This is a genomic window from Microbispora siamensis (genome assembly GCF_016863095.1).
GTDB classification, from domain to species: Bacteria; Actinomycetota; Actinomycetes; order Streptosporangiales; family Streptosporangiaceae; genus Microbispora; species Microbispora siamensis.
In genome coordinates this window covers 107,687-130,719 of sequence record NZ_BOOF01000001.1, presented here as the reverse complement: position 1 = coordinate 130,719, position 23,033 = coordinate 107,687, and the positions used below count along the sequence as shown (strand labels likewise).

General features: G+C 73.4%; 19 protein-coding genes and 1 pseudogene. 13 read left to right on the top strand and 7 right to left on the bottom strand.

Annotation, left to right across the window (positions count from 1 at the left end; translation table 11 throughout):
• The first annotated feature begins 29 nt into the window (after positions 1-29).
• The 5 genes from Msi02_RS00610 (at position 30) to Msi02_RS00590 (ending at position 5,186) form a co-directional block, all read left to right on the top strand.
• Complete coding sequence (locus Msi02_RS00610; protein ID WP_204046581.1) at positions 30-905, top strand: segregation and condensation protein A; 876 nt, start codon at positions 30-32, stop codon at positions 903-905.
• Positions 906-998: 93 nt separating this feature from the next.
• Positions 999-1,691: an SMC-Scp complex subunit ScpB gene (gene scpB / locus Msi02_RS00605; protein WP_204046580.1), complete on the top strand. Its 693-nt coding sequence runs from the start codon at positions 999-1,001 to the stop codon at positions 1,689-1,691.
• Positions 1,691-3,499, top strand: coding sequence for a pseudouridine synthase (locus Msi02_RS00600; protein ID WP_204046579.1), 1,809 nt, complete (start codon positions 1,691-1,693; stop codon positions 3,497-3,499). Before scpB ends, Msi02_RS00600 begins: the two co-directional genes overlap by 1 nt.
• A gap of 115 nt (positions 3,500-3,614) precedes the next feature.
• Positions 3,615-3,974, top strand: coding sequence for a chorismate mutase (aroH, locus tag Msi02_RS00595; RefSeq protein WP_204046578.1), 360 nt, complete (start codon positions 3,615-3,617; stop codon positions 3,972-3,974).
• A gap of 117 nt (positions 3,975-4,091) precedes the next feature.
• Positions 4,092-5,186 (top strand): prephenate dehydrogenase, encoded by a 1,095-nt coding sequence (locus Msi02_RS00590; protein WP_079315793.1) that lies wholly within the window; start codon positions 4,092-4,094, stop codon positions 5,184-5,186.
• On the opposite strand, the gene Msi02_RS00585 is transcribed toward Msi02_RS00590, so the two are convergent.
• From Msi02_RS00585 to Msi02_RS00575, 3 genes are all read right to left on the bottom strand, one after another.
• Complete coding sequence (locus Msi02_RS00585; protein ID WP_204046577.1) at positions 5,143-6,555, bottom strand: MFS transporter; 1,413 nt, start codon at positions 6,553-6,555, stop codon at positions 5,143-5,145. The genes Msi02_RS00590 and Msi02_RS00585 overlap by 44 nt on opposite strands.
• Positions 6,552-7,691 (bottom strand): MerR family transcriptional regulator, encoded by a 1,140-nt coding sequence (locus tag Msi02_RS00580; RefSeq protein ID WP_204046576.1) that lies wholly within the window; start codon positions 7,689-7,691, stop codon positions 6,552-6,554. Before Msi02_RS00580 ends, Msi02_RS00585 begins: the two co-directional genes overlap by 4 nt.
• Before the next feature lie 110 nt (positions 7,692-7,801).
• Entirely contained in the window at positions 7,802-8,509 is a 708-nt protein-coding gene (locus tag Msi02_RS00575) for a TetR/AcrR family transcriptional regulator (RefSeq protein WP_204046575.1), read from the bottom strand.
• Positions 8,510-8,593: 84 nt separating this feature from the next.
• Between Msi02_RS00575 and Msi02_RS42885 the strand changes: the two genes are divergently transcribed.
• A complete protein-coding gene (locus Msi02_RS42885; RefSeq protein WP_239107987.1) occupies positions 8,594-9,805 on the top strand; it encodes a DUF885 domain-containing protein in 1,212 nt (403 codons plus the stop codon).
• A gap of 9 nt (positions 9,806-9,814) precedes the next feature.
• Here Msi02_RS42885 and Msi02_RS00570 read toward each other — a convergent pair.
• Positions 9,815-11,854: pseudogene (locus tag Msi02_RS00570) on the bottom strand (MMPL family transporter); the annotation flags it as partial.
• 127 nt (positions 11,855-11,981) lie between these two features.
• Between Msi02_RS00570 and Msi02_RS00565 the strand changes: the two are divergent.
• The 3 genes from Msi02_RS00565 to der all read left to right on the top strand — a co-directional run bounded on the left by Msi02_RS00565 (position 11,982) and on the right by der (position 14,989).
• A complete protein-coding gene (locus Msi02_RS00565) occupies positions 11,982-12,626 on the top strand; it encodes a MerR family transcriptional regulator (protein ID WP_204046573.1) in 645 nt (214 codons plus the stop codon).
• Positions 12,627-12,748: 122 nt separating this feature from the next.
• On the top strand, positions 12,749-13,396 hold the full coding sequence (cmk, locus tag Msi02_RS00560) for a (d)CMP kinase (RefSeq protein ID WP_239108016.1): 648 nt from the start codon (positions 12,749-12,751) through the stop codon (positions 13,394-13,396).
• A gap of 162 nt (positions 13,397-13,558) precedes the next feature.
• Positions 13,559-14,989, top strand: a complete 1,431-nt coding sequence (gene der, locus Msi02_RS00555) for a ribosome biogenesis GTPase Der (protein ID WP_239107986.1) — start codon at positions 13,559-13,561, stop codon at positions 14,987-14,989.
• A gap of 50 nt (positions 14,990-15,039) precedes the next feature.
• Here the strand turns inward: der and Msi02_RS00550 are convergent, their stop codons facing one another.
• Positions 15,040-15,639 carry a TetR/AcrR family transcriptional regulator gene (locus tag Msi02_RS00550; protein WP_204046571.1) on the bottom strand — a complete coding sequence of 200 codons (600 nt, stop codon included), beginning with the start codon at positions 15,637-15,639 and terminating at the stop codon, positions 15,040-15,042.
• Positions 15,640-15,718: 79 nt separating this feature from the next.
• On the opposite strand from Msi02_RS00550, the gene Msi02_RS00545 reads away from it, so the two are divergent.
• From Msi02_RS00545 to Msi02_RS00530, 4 genes are all read left to right on the top strand, one after another.
• Positions 15,719-16,963, top strand: coding sequence for a YbfB/YjiJ family MFS transporter (locus tag Msi02_RS00545; protein ID WP_204046570.1), 1,245 nt, complete (start codon positions 15,719-15,721; stop codon positions 16,961-16,963).
• A 272-nt stretch (positions 16,964-17,235) separates the two neighbouring features.
• The gene (locus Msi02_RS00540) at positions 17,236-18,663 is read left to right on the top strand and encodes a multicopper oxidase family protein (RefSeq protein ID WP_204046569.1); all 1,428 of its coding nucleotides are present in this window, start codon (positions 17,236-17,238) and stop codon (positions 18,661-18,663) included.
• 87 nt (positions 18,664-18,750) lie between these two features.
• Positions 18,751-19,998, top strand: a complete 1,248-nt coding sequence (locus Msi02_RS00535; RefSeq protein WP_204046568.1) for a sensor histidine kinase — start codon at positions 18,751-18,753, stop codon at positions 19,996-19,998.
• Positions 19,989-20,636: a response regulator gene (locus Msi02_RS00530; protein WP_079315801.1), complete on the top strand. Its 648-nt coding sequence runs from the start codon at positions 19,989-19,991 to the stop codon at positions 20,634-20,636. The genes Msi02_RS00535 and Msi02_RS00530 overlap by 10 nt, the downstream gene beginning before the upstream one ends.
• Positions 20,637-20,645: 9 nt before the next feature.
• On the opposite strand, the gene Msi02_RS00525 is transcribed toward Msi02_RS00530, so the two are convergent.
• The gene (locus Msi02_RS00525) at positions 20,646-22,571 is read right to left on the bottom strand and encodes a multicopper oxidase family protein (RefSeq protein ID WP_204046567.1); all 1,926 of its coding nucleotides are present in this window, start codon (positions 22,569-22,571) and stop codon (positions 20,646-20,648) included.
• Positions 22,568-23,029, bottom strand: a complete 462-nt coding sequence (locus Msi02_RS00520; RefSeq protein ID WP_204046566.1) for a DUF6220 domain-containing protein — start codon at positions 23,027-23,029, stop codon at positions 22,568-22,570. The genes Msi02_RS00525 and Msi02_RS00520 overlap by 4 nt, the downstream gene beginning before the upstream one ends.
• Positions 23,030-23,033: the final 4 nt, after the last annotated feature.

Below are 23,033 nucleotides of genomic sequence, written 5' to 3'. Positions count from 1 at the left end.
GTGCCGCGCGATCAGGCCGGTAGGGGACAATGGCAGGTGTGACGACCGGCCAGGAGACCGACCAGGGGACCGAGGAGAGCGCCCCGAGCGGCTTCCAGGTGCACCTGGACGTCTTCGAAGGGCCGTTCGACCTGCTGCTCGGGCTGATCTCCAAGCACAAGCTGGACATCACCGAGGTGTCCCTGCACAAGGTCACCGACGAGTTCATCGCGTACATCCGGTCGCGGGGCCCGGAGTGGGACCTCGACCAGACGAGCCACTTCCTGCTCGTCGCGGCGACCCTGCTCGATCTCAAGGCGGCCCGGCTGCTGCCCACCGGAGAGGTGGAGGACGAGGAGGACCTCGCCCTGCTGGAGGCCCGCGACCTGCTGTTCGCGCGGCTGCTGCAGTATCGGGCGTACAAGGAGGTCGCGAAGATCTTCTCCGGCCGGATGGCCGAGGAGGCGCTGCGCTTCCCTCGCGCCGTGCCGATGGAGAAGCGGTTCGCCGACCTGCTGCCGGAACTCGTGCTCGGCATCGGGCCCGAGCAGCTCGCCAAGATCGCGGCACGGGCCTTCACCCCCAAGGCCCCGCCGTCGGTGTCGGTCTCGCACATCTACCAACCGCTGGCCAGCGTCAGGGAGCAAGCCGCTATTCTTGTCGAGCGGCTGAGGCGGCTGCACACGGCGACCTTCCGGGCGCTGACCGCCGACTGCGCGGGGACGTTCGAGGTCGTCGCCCGCTTCCTGGCCGTCCTTGAGCTGTTCCGGGAGGCCGCGGTCTCCTTCGAACAGGTCGAACCCCTCGGCGACCTGTACGTCACCTGGACGGGAACCGCCGACGGCGACGTCACGGTGGGCGACGACTACGACGAGGGCCGGCGCGAGGAGCGGCCCGCCGAGGCGACGGCCGCAGGGGACGAGTGAGGCGGGCCACCCGGCCGCGTCGAGGCCGCGCCGAACCGAGGACGCGAACGAACCGGGCGGCGGAGACGTGACCCGCAGGACGAGCGAGGAGCGATGGAAGCGAGCGACACCCCCGGTTCAGGCGACGACCTCGCCGGCTCCGCCGGCGATGTGACCGGGCGGGACGGCGGCGCGCTCGCGTCATCAGGCCCCGGATCACCGGATCCGGCCTCCGTGGCCCGGGAGTCCGAGGCGGAGCCGGTGGAGGGCCCCACGCTCACCGCGGCCCTCGAAGCGATCCTGATGGTGGTGGACGAGCCGGTCGCCGAGGTGACCCTCGCGCAGGTGCTCGAACGCCCGACGGCGGAGGTCGCCGCCGCGCTCCGCGCGCTGTCGGAGGAATACACGGCCTCCGGACGGGGTTTCGACCTGCGAGAGGTGGCCGGAGGCTGGCGCTTCTACACCAGGGCGGAGTGTGCCGCGCTGGTGGAGAGGTTCGTCAGGGACGGCCAGCAGGCGCGGCTGACGCAGGCCGCGCTGGAGACCCTCGCCGTGGTCGCCTACCGGCAGCCGGTCAGCCGGGCCCGGGTGGCGGCGGTGCGCGGCGTGAGCAGCGACGGCGTCATGCGGACGCTGGTCGCACGCGGCCTCGTGGAAGAGGCCGGAACCGACCCGGAGAGCCAGGCAGTGCTCTACCGGACGACGAGTTACTTCCTGGAGAGACTGGGGCTGCGGAGCCTCGACGAGCTTCCCGAGCTCGCCCCGTTCCTCCCGGACGACGTGGAAATTCTTGAGGAGCAGAAGTAGTGAACAACAGGCGTGGCACCCCGTCCGGTGAGGGACGCGGTCGGAGCCGGAGCACCGGTCAGCAGGGCGCGAGCCCGCGTGGATCCCGCGGCGGATCCGGCGGCTTCCGCCCCCAGGGCGACCGGCGCGGCGGTTCCCGCGTCCCTGGTTCCCGGTCCGGGTACGGTTTCGACTCCAGGTCCGGCTCACGGTCCGACTTCCGGTCCGACAGGCCGGACTCCAGGCGGCCCCGCGACGAGGAGGCCCCGCGCGGCGACCGGTACGGCGAGCGCCGTACCGGCGACGCCCGCGACGACCGCTCCCGCGGCCGTTACGGCGACACCGGTCGTTACGGTGACACGGGTCGTTACGGCGACACCGGCCGCCGTGACGCGCGTTCCGGCGGCGAGCGGTATCGCGACGACGACCGGACCTCCTTCCGCGCGGAGCGGGGCGGTTCTCGCGGCAGGTACGGCAGGCCCGAGGGCGGCCGTACCGGCGACCGCGACGGCGGCCGTGGCTTCGACCGCGGTTCCGACCGTGGCTCCGACCGCGGCGGCCGCGGCTACGAGCGTGACTTCGACCGTGATCGCGGTTCCGGCCGGGATCGCGGTGCCCGGGACGCCTCCTCCGCCGGCCGTCCCTCGTTCCGTACCGAGGGGACCGGCTCGCGCGGCAGGTACGGCAGGCCCGAGGGCGGCCGGGACCGGCAGCGTGACCGCGACGGCGGTTACGAGACGGCCCAGGAGACGAGGCGGGCGGCCTTCCGTGACGAGGAGCGCGGCGACCGCGACGGCCGGAGCCGGCGCGGCGACCGTGAGGAGCGGAGCGAGCGCGGCGACTTCCGCGCGCCGCGCGGCGGTGGCAGGGGCCGTGCGAGCCGTGACGACGTGCAGACGATCGGCCGCCAGGGCGGCGGTCGCGGCCGGTTCGGCGGCGCCGGAGCGAGCGCGGGCTCGCGCGGCGCGGCGCGGCCCGCGGGAGGTTCCAGGGGTCCCGGCGCGCGCCCGGCGGGCAACCCGTTCAAGACGTCCAGGCAGCCGCTGCGCGACCCGGACTTCTACGACGAGGACTACACCGACGAGCGCGACACGACCGAGGTGCCGGGCGGTGAGCGGCTGCAGAAGGTGCTCGCCCAGGCCGGGGTGGCCAGCCGGCGGGCGTGCGAGGAGATGATCGGCGACGGCCGGGTGACGGTGGACGGGCAGACGGTGCGCCGCTTCGGCGCCCGCGTCGATCCCGCCAAGCAGGTCATCCGGGTCGACGGCAAGCGGATCCCGACGTCTTCGGACACCGTCTACTACGCGCTCAACAAGCCGATCGGCGTGGTGAGCACGATGGACGACCCCGAGGGCCGGCCGTGCCTGAACGACTACGTGCAGGACCTCGCGCCCCGGCTGTTCCACGTGGGGCGTCTCGACACCGAGACCGAGGGCCTGCTCCTGCTGACCAACGACGGCGAGCTCGCCCACCGGCTGACCCACCCGAGCTACGGCGTGCAGAAGAAGTACTGGGCCAAGGTGCCCGGTCCCGTCCCGCGCGACCTGCACAAGGTGCTGCGCAAGGGCGTGGAGCTGGACGACGGACTGGCCAAGGTGGACGAGTTCCGGGTGGTGCAGGAGCACGGCCAGCAGGCGCTGGTCGAGGTCGTCCTGCACGAGGGCCGCAAGCACATCGTCCGGCGCCTGCTGGAGACGGTCGGGCACCGGGTGATCGACCTGGCCCGCATCGAGTTCGGCCCGGTCAAGCTCGGCCGGCTCAAGCCGGGAACCGTACGGGCGCTCACCGTGCAGGAGATCGGTGAGCTGTACGCGGCGGTCGGCCTGTAGCCTTTCCGCGCGGCGAACGAAAGCCGCAAGCCGGGCATATTGCTGAAAGCCACGTAGATGGGCCGGGCTCGTCTCCGCGAGGAGACCAGGCCCGGCCCAGCGAGAGGGGAACGACATGGTGCGGGCGATTCGCGGAGCCGTCCAGGTCGACGGCAACGATCGTGACGCGATACTCGCCGGGACGACCGAGCTGGTGACCGAGGTGATGGGGCGCAACAACCTCACGACCGACGACGTCATCAGCGTGATCTTCACGTGCACGCCCGACCTCACCGCAGAGTTCCCCGCGCTGGCCGCGCGCAAGCTCGGGTTCCACGACGTGCCCCTGCTGTGCGCGACCGAGATCGACGTGCCGGGCGCGCTTCCGCGCGTGGTGCGGCTGATGGCCCACGTGCAGACCGACCGTCCCCGGCAGGAGATCCAGCACGTGTACCTGCGCGGTGCCGTGGCGCTGCGCGTGGACATCGCCCAGTAGGCGACGCCCGGAAGGACCACGCCGGGGCGGCACGGCCGGCGAACCATCACCATCCACCCCACGAGACATCCGTCGCGGGACAGCGCACCCGGGGACGGCGACGGCAGGAAGAGCACGATGACTCCCATCGAGGACGCCGAGATCGGCAGTGTGGTCGTTGTCGGGACGGGCCTCATCGGCACGTCGATCGCACTGGCGCTGCGGCAGCGGGACGTGCGGGTCTTCCTGGCCGACCGGGACGCGGGAGCCGTACGGCTGGCGCGTGAGCTGGGCGCGGGGGAGGACTGGACCGGCGAGCAGCGGGTGGATCTCGCGGTCATCGCCGTGCCGCCCCAGTTCGTCGCCCAGCAACTGCTCGACCTGCAAAAGCGCGACAGCGCCCGCTTCTACACCGACGTGGCGAGCGTGAAGGCGCTCCCGCTGGCCCAGGCCGCCCAGCTCGGCTGCGACCTGTCGGCGTACATCGCGGGGCACCCGCTCGCGGGCCGGGAGCGGTCGGGCCCGGCGGCGGCCCGCGCGGACCTGTTCCTCGGCCGTCCGTGGGCGTATTGCCCCACGGACGAGGCGTCCCCGCGGGCGGTGGCCGCGGTGGAGCGGCTGATCTCGCTGTGCGGCGGCAACGCCGTCCGGGTGGACGCGGACGAGCACGACCGTGCCGTCGCGGTGGTCTCCCACGCCCCGCACGTGACGGCCGCCGCGGTGGCGGCCCGGCTGGCGGAGGCGTCGGAGACGGCGCTCGGGCTGTCGGGGCAGGGCGTGCGCGACGTGACCCGCATCGCTGCCAGCGACCCCGCGCTGTGGACCGGCATCCTCGAGGGCAACGCGCTGCCCGTCGCCGAGGTGCTGGAGGCGCTCGTGGCCGACCTGAGCGCCGCCGCCCGGTCGCTGCGCGCGCTGGCGGGCGACGGCGCGGCGATGGAGCAGGTCACCGATCTCCTGTCGCGCGGCGTGCGGGGGACCGGCAGGATTCCCGGCAAGCACGGCGGCCCGGCGCGGACGTACGCGGTGGTCCAGGTGCTCATCGGCGACCGTCCCGGCGAGCTGGCCCGCCTGGTCCAGGCCGCGGGAGAGACGGGCGTCAACATCGAGGACATCCGCCTGGAACACGCCACCGGGCTGGAGCTCGGCGCGGCCGAGCTGTACGTCCAGCCGGAGGCGGCGGGAGTGCTCACCGACGGCCTGCGCGAGCGCGGCTGGCAGGTGCCGGGCTGATCCGGTCTCCCGGTGCGGCCGGTGGCATCGGGGTGACCGCCGGTTCCGTGGCGAGAGCGGGAGCGGTGTAGCGGCGCAGGTCGGGGATCGCCCAGGCGATCCCCGTCACGGCGGCCACGGTGAGCAGCCCGCCCGCGCAGACCACGATGCGCGGGCCGTACGCCGCGCCGGCAACACCATGCAGCAGGTTCGCGATCTGCGGCCCTCCGACCAGCACGACGGTGAGCGCGCCCTGGACACGCCCGCGTACGGCGTCGCCGGTGCGCGCCTGCGTGATCGTGGTGCGGAAGGTGCTCAGCACGAAGTTGACCGCGCCGCCGAGCGCGAGCGCCCCCAGCGCGATCCACAGCTCGGCGGCCAGGCCGGCGAGCACGACGGCGATCCCCCACGCGATGGCGGCACCCGCCACGAGGACGCCGTGGCGCCGGGCGCGGGTGAACGTGCCCGACAGCAGCCCGGCCGCGAAGACCCCTGCGGGGTAGGCCGCGTAGAGCAGCCCCGTCTCCGGGCCGCCCCCGGCCGTGTCGTCGAAGGCGTGGCGGGCCAGCTCGGGGAACAGCGCCGACGGCATGCCGAAGACCATGGCCGCGAGGTCCACGGCCAGCACCGCCACCAGCAGCCGGTCGGCCGCCAGGTGGCGAAACCCGGCCGGCATCCGGCGGGCCGCCGAGGAGACCCGGCCGCCGCCCGCGTCCGTCACGCCCGCCGCGGGAGGCAGCGGCAGCGGCGGCAGCATGGCGACGGCCCACACCACGGCGAGCAGTGCGACGGCATCGAACAGGTACAGCGTGCCGAGCCCGATGACCGGGGCCAGCATCCCGGCGAGCACCGGCCCCAGGATCGACCCGCCGTAGCGGACCAGCGAGCTCAGGCTGTTGGCCGCCGGCAGCAACTCGGCCGGGACGAGGCTGGGCACGGTGGCCCCCGTCGTCGTCATGACCGTCCCATAGGTCAGCCCCTGGAAGGCCACCGCCACCAGCAGGACGGGGACGGAGCGGCCGCCCAGGACCGCCTGGATCCACAGCGCCGCGTACGTCAGGGCCAGGCCGAGATGAGCGGCCAGCAGCATCGTCCGCCGGTCCATGACGTCGGCGAGGGCGCCGCTCCACACCGCCGCCACGATCAGTGCGGCGAGCGACACCCCAGCGGCGGCTCCCACGGCCGCCGACGAGCCGGTGACCGTGAACAGCTGCGTCGGCACCGCGACCACGCTGAAGGACCCGCCCACGGCACAGACCACCGAGGCGGCCCACATCCGCCGGAACGCCGGGACGGCCAGCGGCCGGCAGTCGACGGCGAAGGACCGGGCGGAGGCCGGCCTGGAGGAACAGGTGGAAGAACGGGGCGGCCGCGCCGTCGCGGCACTCATCGCGTGGCCTCGTCGTCGCCGGTGGCCGCGGATCCCTGCGCCGCCACCGGGTCAGCCGGAGCGTCGGCCACCACATCGGCGACCACACAGGCGACGTTGTCGGGGGCGCCGGCGGCGTACGCCAGGTCGATCAGCTCGTCGACGACCTGCCGCGGACCGCCGGGACCGGCGAGCGTCTCGCGCAGCACGCCGGCCGGCACGACACCCGGCAGCCCGTCCGAGCAGAGCAGGTAACGGTCACCGGGGACGGCCTCGTGCATCGACAGGTCGGGCAGGCAGGACCCGGCGCCGGTCAGCGCGCGCACCAGGAGCGGGCGCCGCGGGTGGGAGACGGCCTCCTCCGGGGTGAGCCGCCCCTCGTCGATCAACGACTGCACGTACGAGTGGTCGTGGGTGATCTGGAACAGCCCCCCGTCGCGGAACAGGTACGCCCGGCTGTCGCCGATGTGCACCAGCGCCAGCCGCGACCCGGACCACACGAGCGCGGTCAGCGTGGTGACCGCCTCCCCCGACGGTGTCGAGGCGGCGATGTCCCGGATCGCCCGCTCCGCGTCGCCGACGGCGTCGGCGAGCGCGCCGAGCAGGTCCTCGGGGGGCGCGGGCAGGGTCCGCAGGCGCGTGAGCGCGTCGACGGCCGCCGCTGCGGCGCGGTCGCCGCCCGGGCCGCGCATCCCGTCGGCCACCGCGAGCAACCGCTCGCCGGCGTACGCGACGTCCTCGTTGCTCGTCCGCACCGGCCCGGGCTCCGACCGGGCGGCGTAGCGGATCCCCAGCGTGGTCGTGGTGTCCTTCACGGCGCTGCCCCTTCCCGAAAGGTGGTCGACGAGGAAGGCGGCGAGCCGGCCGCGGGCCTCGGTCTCGGCCGTGACGTGCCGCCAGTAGGCGGCCACCTCCTCGGCCGCGTCCGGCGCGGGCAGGTCGCACACCTGCCGGACGCGTGCCAGCGGCATGCCGAGCCGCCGCAACCCGGCGATCAGGCGGGCCCGCTCCAGCTGGGCCGGGTCGTAGTAGCGGTATCCCGACTCGCCGTCCACGGCGGCCGGCCGCAGCAGCCCGAGCTCGTCGTACAGCCGCAGCGCCTTGGGCGACAGCCGGGCGGCCCGGGCGAACGTCCCGATGGTCAGCAGCTCCCGCACCACTCCTCCTCGTCCCGGCCGCCACGGCCGGTGCCGACGATGCTGGGGCTTCACCCAGGGGAAAGGTCAACACGCGCAAGGTCAACAGGCGGAGGTCGACACGCGGAGGATCAGCGGTCCTGCGCCTCGTGCCCGAGCCGGGCCTGGATGCCGTCGAGGATGAGATCCAGCCCTCGCTGGAACTGGCCGTCGAAGTCGTCGTCGGCGAGCTGGGCGTGCCGGGTCAGGGTGGGATACAGCTCCGCCCGCTGGTCGAGGTACTCCTGGGCCTGACGGCGTAGTTCGGTCTCCTCGGCGGAGTCGCGGACCGAGCCGCGCCAGGTGATCTCCGCCGCGGTGTACCCCTGGACGTAGTACGTCAGAGTGCCGACGGCGGCGAGCAACTCGGGGCCGCGCAGCCCGGCCCGCGCGAGCGTGGCGTAGAACAGCTCGGAGCGGGCGAGGAAGTGCGGGCCCAGCAGGGGACGGACCGCCATCAGCGACGGCAGCCAGGAGTGGCGTTTCATCACCTGGCGACTCTGGTGGAGCTGCCGGGTCAGGACCTGGCGCCAGGGCGTGATGCCGGTGTCGTCGAGTTCGATCTCCGCGAAGACCTGGTCCATGGCCAGGTCGAGCACGTCCTCCTTGCCGCGGACGTACTCGTAGGCCGACATCACCCCCGCGTCGAGCCGGGCGGCGAGGCGGCGCATGGAAAAGCCCGTCACTCCCTCGGCGTCGAGCAGGGCGACGGCGGCCCGCGCGATGCGTTCGCGGGACAGCCGGGGCTTGCGCGGCTGTTCCTCAGTGAACCAGACGGCGGGCGGTCGCTGCCGGGACATCCGCTCCTCCTTCCGTACGACGTACGGCCAACCGTACAGCTAGCTTCGGCACCGCGGTCGTGTCATGGAAGGGAGAGATGTCGTATGACCCCCCAGGAGTGGCTGCGCGCGTACGCGTTGCTGGCACTGCGCGTCAACAGGCAGGTGACCGGTGACGGCGGGGCGACCATGCTCGTCTACCGCGGGCCGCAGGAGTGGAGCGAACAGGTCGAACGGGAGGATCCGCCTCCACCGGGACGGCTGGCCGACGACGCCGAGGCCCTGCTGGACCGGCCGCCGTTCGAACCCGGACGGGTCCGGTATCTGACGGCGCAGGTGCGGGCGCTGCGCGCGGTCGCCCGGCGCCTCGGCGGGGAGGAACTGCCACTGCCGGAGTACGCCCGCCGGTGCCTGGGTGTCGAGGTGCCCTGGCTGCCGCTGGAGGTGTTCGAGGAGGCGCACGCCCAGCTCGACCGGGCCCTGCCCCCTGCCGGAGGAGGGCCCGGCTCGCTGGCCGAGCGGCTGCGGGCCTGGCAGGCGGCCCACACCCTGCCGGTGGAACGGCTCGGCCGGCTGCCCGCCCTCGTGGAACGGGCCGTTGCCGAGACGCGCCGGCGTACGAGCGCGCTGGTGCCGCTGCCGGACGACGAGGTGGTGGAGTGCCGGCTGCAGCACGGCGCGCATTACCTGGCGGCCGGTCACTACGCGGGCGGACTGCGCTCGACGATCTTCATCAACGCCGATCTGCCCTTCAACCTGGCCGACCTGCTGTACGTGGTGGCGCACGAGGGCCATCCCGGGCACATCGCCGAGTCCATGCTCAAGGAGCTGGTGCTGATCGAGGAGCAGGGCCGGCTCGACCAGTGGGTGAGGTTCATGCTCGGGCCGTCGTTCGTGATCAGCGAAGGGCTCGGGCTGCACGCGCAGGACATCGTCTTCGAGGACGACGAGGCCCAGGCATGGCTGACCGCCAACGTCCTGGCCGAGGAGGGAATCGACCCCGACGGCAGCGATTTCGCCGCCATCCACCGGGCCCGCACCGCGTTGTTCGGCGTCTGGGCCAACGCGGCGTTCCTGGTCGCCGAGGGGCGGCCGGACCACGAGGTCGCGGGCTACCTGTCGCGCTGGGCCCTGCTCTCCGACGCCGAGGCCGCGGCGGTGCTGGGCTCACTGCGCACGGCGGGGATGGGGATCTACACGCTCGGCTACTACCACGGATGGCGGCTGCTGAACTCTTGGCTCGACCACCCCGACCGCACCGTCCGCGTACGGCGCCTGCTCACCGAGCAGTTGCTGCCGGCGGATCTGGAGTCCTGAGGGCGCCCACCAGGCGCGTTCCCCGAGCAGCCGCATGGTAGCCGGCACCAGCAGGCAGCGCACGATCGTCGCGTCCACGGCGACCGCGATCACCAGGCCGACGCCGACCATCTTCATGATCGTCACGCTGGAGAAGGCGAAACCGGCGACGGACACGGCGACGAGGAGGGCGGCGCTGGTGACGACCCCGGCCGTCCGGGCCAGGCCGCGCGCCATCGCCTCCGCGGGATCGGCCCCGCGCTCGCGCTCCTCGCGTACGCGCGACAGGAGGAACATCTCGTAGTCCATCGCCAGCCCGAAGGCGATCGCGACGATCAGCACGGGGAAGTTCACGTCGACGGCTCCGACCGGCTCGAAGCCGAGCAGCCCGGCCAGGCGGCCGTCCTGGAAGATCAGCTTGATGGCGCCGAAGGACGCCGACAGCGACAACAGGTTCAGCAGCACCGACTTGACCGGCAGGATCACCGAGCCGAACGCCAGGAACATCAGGGCGATCGACACCACGGCCACGAACAGCACCATCCACGGCAGGCGGGAGACGACCATGTCCACGATGTCCACCCGCGAGGCGGGCATCCCGGTGAACGACGTGACGGCCCCGGCCGGCGGCGGCACGGCCCGCAGGTCCTCGACCATCCGCACGGCCTCGCGAGACATGGGGTCCATCGCGTAGCCGAGGGTGATCCTGGCGAGAGGGCCGGAGGTTCCGGTGACGGACGCGCCCTCCACACCGGGCACGGCGTCCAGACGGGCGGCGTAGCCGTCCAGTGCGGCCCGGTCCAGGGCGCGGGGCGACTCGACGACGGCCGTCACGACCTTGGCGGGGTCGGCGGTGAAACGCTCGGCCAGTTCCCGGGTCACGGCGCGCGCGTCGGCGCCCGCGGGCAGCACCCAGTCGCCGGGCCTGGCCCAGTTCACACCGAGGAACGGCAGGCCGAGCGCCAGGAGCACCGCGACGGCGGCGAGCGCGCTCGCGAGGGGCCGCCGCATGACGGCGTGGGCCAGTCGATGCCACCGCTCGCCGGAGGCGGCGGGCCGGGCGCGGCCGGCCCGCCGTCCCATCACCGCCAGCAGCGCGGGGAGCACGGTGAGGGAGGTCAGCACGGCCAGGACGACCGTGGCGGCGCCCGCGTACGCCATCGACAGCAGGAACCGCGACGGGAACACCGCGAGCCCCGCGAACGACAGCGCCACGACCGCGCCGGAGAACGCGATCGTCCGGCCCGCCGTAGCCGTCGTCCGCTCCACCGCCGTCTCGACGGACGCGCCCCTGCCGAGCTCCTCCCTGAACCGGGTGACCGCGAGCAGCGCGTAGTCGATCGCCAGGCCGAGGCCGAGCACCGTGACGACCTGGATGGCGAACGTCGAGACGTCGGCGACCAGCGTGACCAGGCGCAGGACCGCCATCGTGCCGAGCGCGGCGACCACGCCGACGGCCAGGGGAAGCGCGGCCGCCAGGAGGCTGCGGAAGACCACCGCCAGCAGGATCAGCAGGATCGGAACCGAGATCGCCTCGGCCAGGCCGATGTCACGCCCGATCATGCTGTTGACCTGGTCGGTCATGGCCGTGATCCCGCCGAACCGCACGGTCAGGCCCTCGACGTCGAACCTGTCCCGGATGCCGCGCAGGGCCCGTACGCGCTCCTGGTCGTCGGGGGAGCGGAACTGCACGGTGACGTACGTCGCGTGCCGGTCCTCCGACACGAAGCCGGGTGAGCCGGTCGACCAGTACGACTCCAGTCGTACGACGTCCTGGCGGGGGAGCGCGTCGAGGGCCCGGCGTACGGGTCCGGCGAAGGCGGGGTCGTCCACGGTGAGGCGGTCGCTTTCGTACAGCACGACGACGTCGGCCGTGTGGCGGCCCAGCGGTCCGGCGAGCAGACGGTCGGCGTGCGAGGACGGGCTGCCGGGGTCGTCGAAGCCCGCGCCGCCGCCGAGGCGGCCGAAGACGCCGATGCCCCACACGCCCGCGGCCACGGTGAACAGCAGCGCGCCCAGCAGGATCAGGCGACGGCGACGGACCGCGAAGCGGCCGAGAGCGCCGAACATGCGCTTCCCCCATTCAGATAGTAGAGAGTGTCGCTATCCATAATTAATCGATAGCGACGCTATCCATAACTGCGGGGGTGAGCAAGCCCCGGGCCTATCCTGGGAGGGTGCGGCGAGGGAGAGGGACATGCGGATCGCGGAGCTGAGCAGGCGGACCGGGGTCCCTATCCCCACCATCAAGTACTACATGCGGGAGGGGCTGGTCCCGCCGGGAGAGCGGACCGGCCCCAACCAGGCGCGGTACGGCGAGGAGCACGTCAGGCGGCTGCGGCTGGCCCGGGCGCTGGTCGAGGTCGGCGGGCTGCCGGTGGCCTCGGCCCGTCAGGCGCTCACGCTGATCTTCTCCTCCGGCATCTCCGAGTTCGACGTGCTCGGCAAGGCGCAGTACGCGCTGACCCCACCCAGGGAACACACCGAGGACGACGCCTGGGACGAGGCCGCCGCGCAGGTCGACGACCTGATCGCCCGGCGGGGCTGGCAGGTCAAGCCGGGCAACCCGGCCAGGCGGACGCTGGCGGACGCGCTGGCGACCCTGCGCCGCCTCGGTCAGGACGACTACCTGGACCTGCTGGAGACCTACGCCGAGACCGCCGAGAGCCTGGCGGACACGGAGGTGCGGGCGATCAGCCGGCGCGGCGACCTGCACGCCATGGCCGAGGCGATCGTGATCTGGACGGCTCTCGGCGACCCTGTGCTCGCCTCCCTGCGCCGCCTGGCCCAGGAGGCGCGGGCGGCCCGGGTGCTGGGCGGGACCGCCGAGGAGACCGCCTGAGAGCCGTCGCGCGGGAGGTCCTGTCCCGCCGCCGATGCATGCTTTCTGGCGGTATCCCGGTAGCCTCGGGGACGACGATTCGAAGGGGAGAAGGAGAGCCGGTGTCGGGTCTGGTCGTCGCCATGGACGGTCCCTCGGGATCGGGCAAGTCGAGTGCCTCGAAGGGCGTCGCGCGGGCGCTGGGCCTGCGATACCTCGACACGGGCGCCATGTACCGCGCGGTCACCTGGTGGATGCTCCAGCGGGGCGTGAACCTGGAGGACGCCGCCGAGATCGCCGCGAGGTCCGCCGAGCCCGCACTGGTGATGAGCACCGACCCCGACGCGCCGGGCGTCACCGTGGACGGCGTCGACGTCAACGGGCCGATCCGCGGCCCCGAGGTGACCGGCGCGGTGTCGGCCATCAGCGCCGTGCCCGAGGTGCGCCGCCGGCTTGTGGCCCTGCAGCGGGAGATCATCGCCGAGTCCCTTCCCGGCGGGGGGATCGTGGTCGAGGGCCGCGACATCGGCACCGTGGTCGCGCCGGACGCGCCCGTCAAGATCTACCTCACGGCGAGCGCCGAGGCGCGCGCCCTGCGCCGTACGGCCGAACTGGACGGGACGACCGTGGAGGCGCAGCGGGCCGCGATGGCCCGGCGCGACACCCTCGACTCGACGCGCAAGGCCGATCCGCTGGCGATGGCCGCGGACGCGGTGGAACTGGACACGACGCCGCTGGACCTGGACGAGGTGATCGCCGAGGTGCTCCGGCTCGTCAAGGAGCGGGTCTGACGCCCGCACGCCCCGCCTGACCGCCTCCAGCGCCGCGTCTGCCGCGCCGTGTCTGCAGAGAAGGGGGTGGGCCACGCGGTGCGACGTACGTACGAGCCCGGCCCCGGAAGCGGTCCGCCGGGAGGCCTCACGGGAGGCCGGGGAGAACGGGAAGAGCAGCCGATGAGGCAGGGTATGGACGTGACGGGGGAGTACGACGAGGACGAGGGCGGCTGGATCGAGGCCGAGCTCGCCGAGCTTTCCGCCGAGGAGGCGGAGCGGGAGCCCGACTCGGGCCCGCTGCCGGTCGTCGCCGTGGTGGGGCGCCCCAACGTCGGCAAGTCGACGCTGGTCAACCGCATCATCGGCCGTCGTGAGGCGGTCGTGGAGGACGTGCCGGGCGTGACCCGCGACCGGGTCACCTACGAGGCGACCTGGCGGGGCCGTCGGTTCACGCTGGTGGACACCGGCGGCTGGGACCCCGACGCGACCGGGATGGCCCTGCGCATCGCCGAGCAGGCGCAGATCGCGGCCGAGCTGGCCGACGTGATCCTCTTCGTGGTGGACGCCAGTGTCGGGGTCACCGACTCCGACGAGGCCGTCGGCGCGGTCCTGCGCCGCTCGGGCAAGCCGGTCGTGCTGGCCGCCAACAAGGTCGACAACCAGCAGATGGAGCTGGAGGCGACCGGGCTGTGGTCGCTCGGCCTGGGCGAGCCGCACCCGGTCTCGGCCCTGCACGGCCGCGCCAGCGGCGACCTGCTCGACGTGGTGCTCGACGCGCTGCCCGAGACGCCGCCGCAGACGTTCGGCGAGCGGCGGGGCCCGCGCCGGATCGCGCTGCTGGGCAAGCCCAACGTGGGCAAGTCGTCGCTGCTCAACAAGCTCGCCGGTGAGGAGCGGGTGCTCGTCGACCCGATGGCCGGCACCACCCGCGACCCGGTGGACGAGCTGATCGAGCTGGGCGGCACGACGTACCGGTTCATCGACACGGCCGGCATCCGGCGGCGGGACCGCGAGCTGAAGGGCGCGGACTTCTACGCGGCGATGCGCACGCGGGCCGCGCTGGAGCGGGCGGAGGTCGCGGTCGTGCTGATCGACGCCTCCGAGGTGCTGACCGAGCAGGACCTGCGGATCATCGGCCTGGTCATCGAGTCGGGCCGGGCGATGGTGGTCGCGTTCAACAAGTGGGACCTGGTCGACGAGGACCGGCGGTACTACCTGGAGAAGGAGATCGACCGGCAGCTCGTCCGCACGCCCTGGGCGCTGCGGGTGAACATCTCGGCGAAGACCGGCCGCCACGTCGAGAAGCTGGCCCCGGCGATCGAACGGGCCCTGGAGTCGTGGGGCACGCGGGTGCCGACGGCCCGGCTCAACCAGTTCCTCACCGAGCTGGTGCAGGCCACCCCGCCGCCGGTGCGCGGGGGCCGGCAGCCCAAGATCCTGTTCGCCACCCAGGCGTCCACGGAGCCGCCGAAGTTCGTGCTGTTCACCTCGGCGTTCCTGGAGGAGACCTACCGCCGGTTCCTCGAGCGCCGCATCCGCGAGGAGTTCGGCTTCGCGGGCTCCCCGATCGAGGTGACAATGAAGATCCGCGAGAAGCGCAAGAAGAAGTAACCCCGGCCGGCCCTCGGCCGGCACGTCGCGAACGCCGTAGTCCGGGCGGCTCAGTCTCCGCCGCCGTCGCGGGAGGCGGCCGACAGCAGGGCGAGCGCCGCCTGGCGGGCCTGCTCGCCCGTGCCGGCCGTGCCGTGGTGCGCGGCGACGACGGTGGCGCCCTCGACCAGCATGAGCAACTGGCGTCCCAGGAGGGGCGGATCGGCGGCTCCGGCGCGCTCGGCGATGCCGGTCAGCAGGTCGAGGTAGCGGTCGAGGTGGCGCGCGGTGATGGCGCGCACGGGCTCGACGTGATGTTGAGCCGCCGCGTTCAGCATCGCGCAGCCGCGGAAGACCGGGTCCTGGTACCACTCTCGCAGCGCGTCGAACACCGCGGCGAGCTGGTCGCGGGGGTCGTCCCCGGCCGCCGCGGAGGCCTCGGCCAGCCAGCGGGTCACGCGTTCGCTGCGGGCCCGGAGCATGGCCTCCACGAGCCCGTCCTTGGTGCCGAAGTGCCGATAGAGCGTCTCCTTCGACACCCCGATGAGGGCGCACAGCTCGGCGACGCCGACGCCGTCGAGCCCGCGTTCGTACAGCACGGCGGTGGCCGCCTCCAGGATGGCGGCGCGGGTGCGCTCCGGATCGATCGTCGAGCCCTTGGGAACCGGCATACCTAGATGGTACCGATCGGTTCGATCCGCTGCTACGCTTCGAGATCGTACCGATCGGTTCGATCTCCGGGAGTCCGTCATGTCCGACCCTCTCGCCATCGGCACGCCGGTCCGGCGGGAGACACGTCGGGCGGCGTGGCAGGCGGCGCGGCTGGCTCTCGGCACCGCGTCGGCTCTCGGGCTGGCGCGTTTCGCGTACGGGCTGCTCCTCCCGGCGATGCGGGACGAGCTGCACTGGTCCCTGGGCGAAGCCGGGGAGATGAGCGCCGCCAACGGGCTGGGCTACCTGCTCGGCGCGCTGGTGACCGCGGTCGTCGTACGCCGCCTGGGCACGGCGGCCACCTTCCGGTGGGGCATGGTCCTCACCGCGGTGGCGCTGGCGGCCACCGCGACGAGCGACGCCTATCCGGTGCTGCTGGCGGCGCGTGCCGCGGCAGGCGCGGCGGGCGCCGCCGTGTTCGTCACCGGCGGCGTCATCGCGTCGCGCCTCGCCGCCCGCGCCGCCTCCGGGGCGCCCATCACCGTCTACTTCGCGGGCGCCGGGGTGGGCATCGTCGTCAGCGGCGCCGGCATCCCGACGCTGGGCGACCACCTGCACCTGGCCTGGGCCGGCTTGGGCGTGGCCGCCGGGCTGGCGGCGCTGCTGAGCTGGACCGCCGCCAGGGCCGGGGAGGACGCGCAGCCGGGGGAGGAGGCGCAGGCCGCCGACGCCGGGCGGGTCCACGTGCGGCCGCTGTGGGGGGTCGCCCTGGCCTACCTGATGTTCGCCGCCGGTTACATCACCTACATCACCTTCCTGTCCGCCTACCTGGCCGACCGGCACGCGCCGCTCGGGCAGGTGGTGCTCACCTGGACGGCGCTCGGCCTGGCCGTGGTGGCGGCGCCCGCGCTGTGGAGCCGCCCGACCGCGCAGTGGCCCGGCACCCGGGCCCTGGCCGTGCTGCTCGGCCTCCTGGGCGGCGGCGCGGCGCTGGCGATGGCGGCGCCCGCACCACCGGTCATCCTCGCCTCCGCGATCGTCTACGGGGCGACGTTCATGGGCGTGCCCGCCGCCGTCACCGCGCTCATCAAGGCGAACACCCCGCCCGCCGACTGGACGGCCACCCTGGCGGCGTTCACCACGATCTTCGCGGCCGGGCAGACCGCGGGCCCGTGGCTCGCCGGGCTCGTCGCCGACCACACCTCGACCGCCGCGACCCTGGCGTGGACCGCGATCCTGTGCGCCGCCGCGGCCCTGATCGCGGCGTCCGTGAATCCCTCCCGCCGGGCCGGGACCGCTTCGGCCGGCAAGACACCCGACGCGCGAGCGTCCACGAGACAGTGAGGCACACCATGGCCACGTTCGCCCTGATCCCCGGCATGTGCCACGGCGGCTGGTGGGCGGGGTGCGCGACGCACCGCGGGAGCTGCTGACGATCCTGCTCGAGACCGCCTGATCCCGGCCGGCGGCTACACCGACAAAAGGTTCAGCATCCAGGAAGAAGACCAAATTCCCGCAAAGGACCACGATCGGAGTCGCCCAGTAGCGGGCAACCAACTGCGATCCCGTCCACGCACGGTGTGGACGGCGACGCCCGATCGCCCTATGGGGAGCACATGCTGAACCGACGGAACTTTCTGGCGCTCGGCGGTCTCGTCGCGGGAGGGGCGGTCCTGAGCCCTCCGCTGCTGGCCCTGCGTGCGGGTGCGGCCGATCTCGGGGCACGGCGGACCGGGGCGGCCTCCACCGGACCGTTCCAGGTCCGCATGCCCGTGCCGCAGACGCTGCGGCCGGTGCGCTCGAGCGCCGCCGGCGACGCCTACCAGATCGACATCCGGCCCGCCGACGTGGAGATCCTGCCCGGTGTCACGACCCCCGCGCTGACGTACAACGGGTCCTTCGTCGGACCGACGATCCGGGCCAAGACCGGCCGCCCGGTCACCGTCACCTTCCGCAACTGGCTCGACATGCCGGCCAATGTGCACCTGCACGGCGGTCACACGCCCGCGAGCAGCGACGGCCACCCCATGGACGTCATCGAGCCGGGCCAGTCGCGCGTGTACGAGTACCCGAACGCGCAGCGGGGCGCGACGCTCTGGTACCACGACCACTCCCACCACATGGAGGCGGAGCACGTCTACCGGGGCCTGCACGGCTTCTACCTGATCGACGACGACGCGGAGAAGGGGCTGCGCCTGCCGTCCGGGGCGTTCGACGTGCCCATCCTGATCCGCAACGCCCAAATCGACGAGACCGGCGCGCTCGTCTTCGGCAACCCGGTGGAGCGCACCGTCCTCACCGCCAACGGCAAGGCGCAGCCGTACTTCCCGGTGTTCGCGCGCAAGTACCGCCTCCGGCTGCTCAACGGTTCGACGGAGGGATCGTTCACGCTCGGCCTCGACGGCGTGCAGTTCACCCAGATCTCCTCCGACGGCGGCCTGCTCCCGGAGCCGGTGCCCCGGACGCAGCTGACGCTGAGCGCCGGCGAGCGAACCGACGTGGTGGTGGACTTCTCCCGCCACCCGGTCGGCACCCGCCTCGTCCTGTCCGATGCGACCGCGGGCCCCATCGTCCGGTTCGACGTGGTGGGGCAGGCCACCGACCTCAGCCGGCTGCCCGACGAACTGCGCCCCCTGCCGGCCCTCGGCACCGCCACCGTCGAGCGCGAGGTGACGCTGAGCTTCGACATGTCGGGCTCCATGCCGGTGGGGCTCGTCAACGGCCAGCCGTACGACCCGAACCGGAACGACTTCCAGATCAAGCGGGGCTCGACCGAGATCTGGCGCGTCGTCAACGGGGACACCGCGTGGGGGTTCCCGCACAACTTCCACCTGCACCAGACGTCCTTCCGGGTGCTGGAGCGCGACGGCGGCGCGCCGACGCTCGACGACGCGGGGCTGAAGGACACGCTGCCCCTGGCGGCGGGCTCGGTCGTGCGCCTGCAGGCCACCTTCAATGACTACGTCGGCCGGTACGTGTACCACTGCCACTTCCTGGAGCACTCCTCCCTCGGCATGATGGGGCAGATGGAGATCGTTCCGTGACGCGGCCCGGGGGTAGGGAATGCCCTACCCCCGGGACTGCCGCTCGCCGGATCGATCTGCGGCGGGCGGGTCAATAGCGTTGGGAACATGCGCCGACTTCTCTCCCGCCTCGGCGGCGACACGGTCTACATCCTCGTCGGGTTCCCCCTCGCGACGATCACGTTCTGCCTCACGGTGGCCGGCCTGTCGGCCGGCACCGGCCTGCTGGTGGTCTGGGTGGGCGTGCCCGTCCTCGCCCTCACCCTCCTCATCGCCCGGGGGATGGGCGACGTCGAGCGGCTCCGCATGCGCGGCGTACTGGGCAGGGACGTGCCTCGGCCGCGTTATCCCACGTCGCCGCCCGGGGCCGGCCTGTTCCGCAGGACGGTCACCCCGCTCGCCGGGGGCCAGCCCTGGCTCGACGCGCTGCACGCGCTGCTGGCCTTCCCGGTCGCGATCGTCGCGTTCTGCGTGACCGTCACCTGGTGGGCGCTGGCTCTCGCCGGGCTGACCTATCCGCTGTACGGGTGGATCACCTCGAACATCCCCGGCAACACCGAGCTGCCCGAACTTCTCGGCCTCGGCCGGGGCTACCTGGTCGACAGCGTCTTCTACGTCGCGATCGGAGTGGTCGCCGCGATCACCCTCTATCCGGTCGTCCGCTCCTGCGCGCTCATCAAGGCGTCGCTGGGCCGGGCGCTGCTGACCGGCGTGGCCGAGTTGCAGGAGCGCATCGACGACCTCACCGAGGGCCGCCACGCCGCCGCCCACGCCGAGGCGAACGCGCTGCGCCGCCTGGAGCGCGACATCCACGACGGGCCCCAGCAGCGCCTGGTCCACCTGGCGATGGAGCTGTCGCGGGCCCAGCGGGAGCTGCAGAAGGACGCCACGGCCGCGCACGAGACGATCGGCAAGGCCATCAGCGCCACCCGGGAGACCCTGGACGAGCTGCGGGCGCTGTCGCGCGGCATCGCCCCGCCGATCCTTGCCGACCGCGGCCTCGCGCCGGCGCTGGCCGCCCTGGCCGGCCGCTGCACGGTGCCGGTGGAACTGGACGTCCAGACGGCCGAGCGGTATCCCGCGCTCATCGAGAACACCATCTACTTCGTCACCGCCGAGTCGCTCACCAACGTGGCCAAGCACAGCAGGGCGACGTCCTGCTCGGTCGGGCTGACCAGGATCGGCGACACGCTCATCCTCACGATCGGGGATGATGGGGTCGGCGGCGCACACGTCGCCAAGGGACACGGCCTGTCCGGCCTGGCCGACCGGCTGCGGGCCGTCGACGGCGAGCTGTCGGTGCGGTCGCCGGCGGGCGGGCCGACACTGATCACGGCGGAGGTTCCGTGCGCGTAGTGGTGGCCGACGACGCCGTTCTCATCCGGGAGGGGCTCGTCCGCCTGCTGGAGGAGTTCGGCTGCGAGGTCGTCGAGACCGTGGGCACGGGGGAGGACCTGGTCAAGGCCGTCGTCGCCCACCGGCCCGACGTGTCGGTGGTCGACGTGCGGATGCCGCCGACGTTCACCGACGAGGGCCTGCGCGCCGCCGTCGAGGCGCGGGAGAAGGCGCCGGGCGCGCCCGTGCTGATCCTCTCGCAGTACGTCGAGGTGTCGTACGCGGACGACCTGCTGGCCGACGCCCGCGGGGCGGTCGGCTACCTGCTGAAGGACCGCGTGGTCGACGTCGAGGAGTTCATGGACGGCCTGCGGCGGGTCGCCGCAGGGGGGACGGTCTTCGACCCCCAGGTCGTCGCCCAGTTGATGGTGCGGCGGCGGCGCGACGACCCGCTGGCCTCGCTGACGCCGCGCGAGCGCGAGGTCCTGTCGCTGATGGCCGAGGGCAGGTCGAACCCCGCGATCGCCCGCCGCCTCGTCGTCACCGAGGGCGCGGTGGAAAAGCACATCCGCGGCATCTTCACCAAGCTCGGCCTGCACGCCGAGGACGGCGACCAGCACCGCCGCGTCCTCGCGGTGCTGGCCTACCTCCGCTCCTGACCGCACGCGTCAGGCCGGATGGTTGCCGCCGCCCATCTCGTACGGCGTGGTGACGCCCTCGTAGGCGAGGTGGAACTCCATTCCCTGGGCGGCGTGCGCCAGGTCGTGGCAGTGGGACATCCACATGCCGGGGTTGTCCGCCACCAGGGCGACCTCCCAGACCTCGCCGGGGGCGACGTCGAAGGTGTCCATCGCCAGCCCGGTCGCGGGCACGCCGTTGCGGGACAGGATCCGCACATGGTGGCCGTGCGGGTGCATCGGATGGGTGTCGGTGCCCCGGTTCACCACCCTGATCCTCACGGTCTGGCCTTGCCGTACGACGGGGGTGGGGATGTTCGGCCAGGCCTTGCCGTTCACCGTCTGGGCGAGCCTCGGCAGGCCGTCGGCCATGGCGAGGGTCTTGTCCAGCACCCAGGTGACCTCCTGGTCGAACCGGGCCGGCGGGGCGGTGGCCGCGCCATAGCGGGTGATGTCCACGATCGGCCCGGCCGCCGCCGGAGGCGTCGCCGGTCCGTTGACGAGGAGGGCGGGGCGGTCCCCGGCCGTCAGCAGCACCGGGCCGGAGGGCACGGTGAAGGTCAGGTCGTAACGGCCGCCCGCGGCGAGGTGCAGACGGTCGCCGTCCAGGTCGGTCGCCCCCGGCACGTCGCCGCCGTCCACCGCCGCGATCCGGTACGGCGCGCCGCCCAGCCCGAGGACCACGGGCCGGGTGTCGGTGTTCACCACGCGAAGCCGCGTCCGGGCGCCTGGCGGCAGCGCGAGGCGGGCGAGCCCCTCCACCGGCGCCGCGCCGTCCACCGACAACGTGGGCCGGGTGCCGAACGTGTGCAGCGCGAGGACGTGGTCCTCGCTCTCCGGCAGCGGGGCGGCCGGATCGACGACCAGCAGGCCGAACAGCCCGCGCGGCACGGCGACGCTGGAGTTCTGGTGACTGTGATACCAGTACGTGCCGGCGTCTTCGGCCCGGAACCGGTAGACGTGGGTCTGCCCGGGCGCCACGGCGTTCTGGGTGACGCCGGGCACACCGTCCTCGCCGGACGGCACGTCGTACCCGTGCCAGTGGACGGTCACCGACTGTCCGGGCAGCCGGTTGCGCAGGGTGACCTCCACCAGGTCGCCCTGCCGCACCCGCAGCACGGGCCCGGGCACCTGGCCGTTGAACGACCACGCGTCGATCGGGCCGGAGGCGAGCCGTACGGTGGCGGGCTGTGCGGTGAGCGTGAAGCGGCGGACCCGTGGCTTCGCCCGCGACGGCCCGCCGGCCGCCGCGGCGGACGCGCCGTGCAGCAGGTCGACGGAGATGCCCTGGGCAGGTGCGTGGTCGCCGAAGTGCGGGTGACCGCCCGACCAGCCGCCGCCCACGGTCAGGGCGACGGCGAGCGCGAGCACGCCGGTCCCGGCGGCCTGCCAGCGGTCGCCCGGCGTGCGGACCGGGCCGAGCAGCCGCCATGACACGACGGACGCCGCGGCGAACAGCGCGAGCACCGCCGCCGCTCCGCCGCCCGTGACCGGATAGGAGATCACGACTCCGCAGGCGACCCCGGCCACCGCGCCGTACGCGGTTACCAGCAGGGGGAACGCGACGAGCCGGGGGGACAGGACGGGAGCGCCGCCTCCGGACGGCGCGCGCAGCAGCCGGGGCAGGCTGACGGCCGCCGAGGCGAGCGCGGGAAGGACGACCAGGGGCAGGGCCAACGTGACCTTCTCCGCCACGAACCACCAGCCCGCCCGGGCGAGGCCGAGCGTGACGGGGATCCTGAGCGCGGTCACGACGATCGCCGCGGCGCACAGGGCCGCGGCGATCAGGCGGGTCCGCCGTCCGGCCGCGGCGGGCTGCCGCAGACCGGCCAGGGCGACCCCGGCGGTCGCGGCCCAGGCGGCCGCGACCAGGACGAACAGGATCTGATCGAGAGCGATCAGCCGTGCGGTGCTCACGCCGCGACGTGCGCCCCGGAGGGGGCCGCGACCGGCGCGCCCTTGACCAGGGCACGGGCCCGGCGCACGACGACGACGGCCACGGCGAGGATCGCCACGCCGTCGAGGGCGTGGAAGCCCATGACGACCAGGCTGGCCGTGGTCGTCGCGGTCTCCGTCGCGCCCGCGATCTCCGCCAGCGGGAAGATGACGAACAACTGCACCGCGACCAGCACGAACGGCAGGATCGACAGGCCCGCCACCTTGCCGCCCGCGCGGGCGATCAGGGCCACGACCGTGGTCAGCAACGAGACGAGCGGGATCACCATCGTGCCGTTCATGGCGTGGTAGTTGATGGCGGCGTTCGGGTCGCCCGGCGCCGGGTGCGGGGTCTCGAACGCGCCGAACGTGGCGAGGTAGAACTGGGCGAGCACGGCGACGAGCTGCAGAACGGCGAACCCGAAGAACACCTTGCGCATATGG

Bases quoted from the DNA above. Each gene is read 5' to 3' on its own strand.
- Msi02_RS00610 (WP_204046581.1), top strand. From the start codon at position 30: ATGGCAGGTGTGACGACCGGCCAGGAGACCGACCAGGGGACCGAGGAG.
- scpB (WP_204046580.1), top strand. From the start codon at position 999: ATGGAAGCGAGCGACACCCCCGGTTCAGGCGACGACCTCGCCGGCTCC.
- aroH (WP_204046578.1), top strand. From the start codon at position 3,615: ATGGTGCGGGCGATTCGCGGAGCCGTCCAGGTCGACGGCAACGATCGT.
- Msi02_RS00590 (WP_079315793.1), top strand. From the start codon at position 4,092: ATGACTCCCATCGAGGACGCCGAGATCGGCAGTGTGGTCGTTGTCGGG.
- Msi02_RS00585 (WP_204046577.1), bottom strand. From the start codon at position 6,555: ATGAGTGCCGCGACGGCGCGGCCGCCCCGTTCTTCCACCTGTTCCTCC.
- Msi02_RS00575 (WP_204046575.1), bottom strand. From the start codon at position 8,509: ATGTCCCGGCAGCGACCGCCCGCCGTCTGGTTCACTGAGGAACAGCCG.
- Msi02_RS42885 (WP_239107987.1), top strand. From the start codon at position 8,594: ATGACCCCCCAGGAGTGGCTGCGCGCGTACGCGTTGCTGGCACTGCGC.
- Msi02_RS00565 (WP_204046573.1), top strand. From the start codon at position 11,982: ATGCGGATCGCGGAGCTGAGCAGGCGGACCGGGGTCCCTATCCCCACC.
- cmk (WP_239108016.1), top strand. From the start codon at position 12,749: ATGGACGGTCCCTCGGGATCGGGCAAGTCGAGTGCCTCGAAGGGCGTC.
- der (WP_239107986.1), top strand. From the start codon at position 13,559: ATGAGGCAGGGTATGGACGTGACGGGGGAGTACGACGAGGACGAGGGC.
- Msi02_RS00550 (WP_204046571.1), bottom strand. From the start codon at position 15,639: ATGCCGGTTCCCAAGGGCTCGACGATCGATCCGGAGCGCACCCGCGCC.
- Msi02_RS00545 (WP_204046570.1), top strand. From the start codon at position 15,719: ATGTCCGACCCTCTCGCCATCGGCACGCCGGTCCGGCGGGAGACACGT.
- Msi02_RS00540 (WP_204046569.1), top strand. From the start codon at position 17,236: ATGCTGAACCGACGGAACTTTCTGGCGCTCGGCGGTCTCGTCGCGGGA.
- Msi02_RS00535 (WP_204046568.1), top strand. From the start codon at position 18,751: ATGCGCCGACTTCTCTCCCGCCTCGGCGGCGACACGGTCTACATCCTC.
- Msi02_RS00520 (WP_204046566.1), bottom strand. From the start codon at position 23,029: ATGCGCAAGGTGTTCTTCGGGTTCGCCGTTCTGCAGCTCGTCGCCGTG.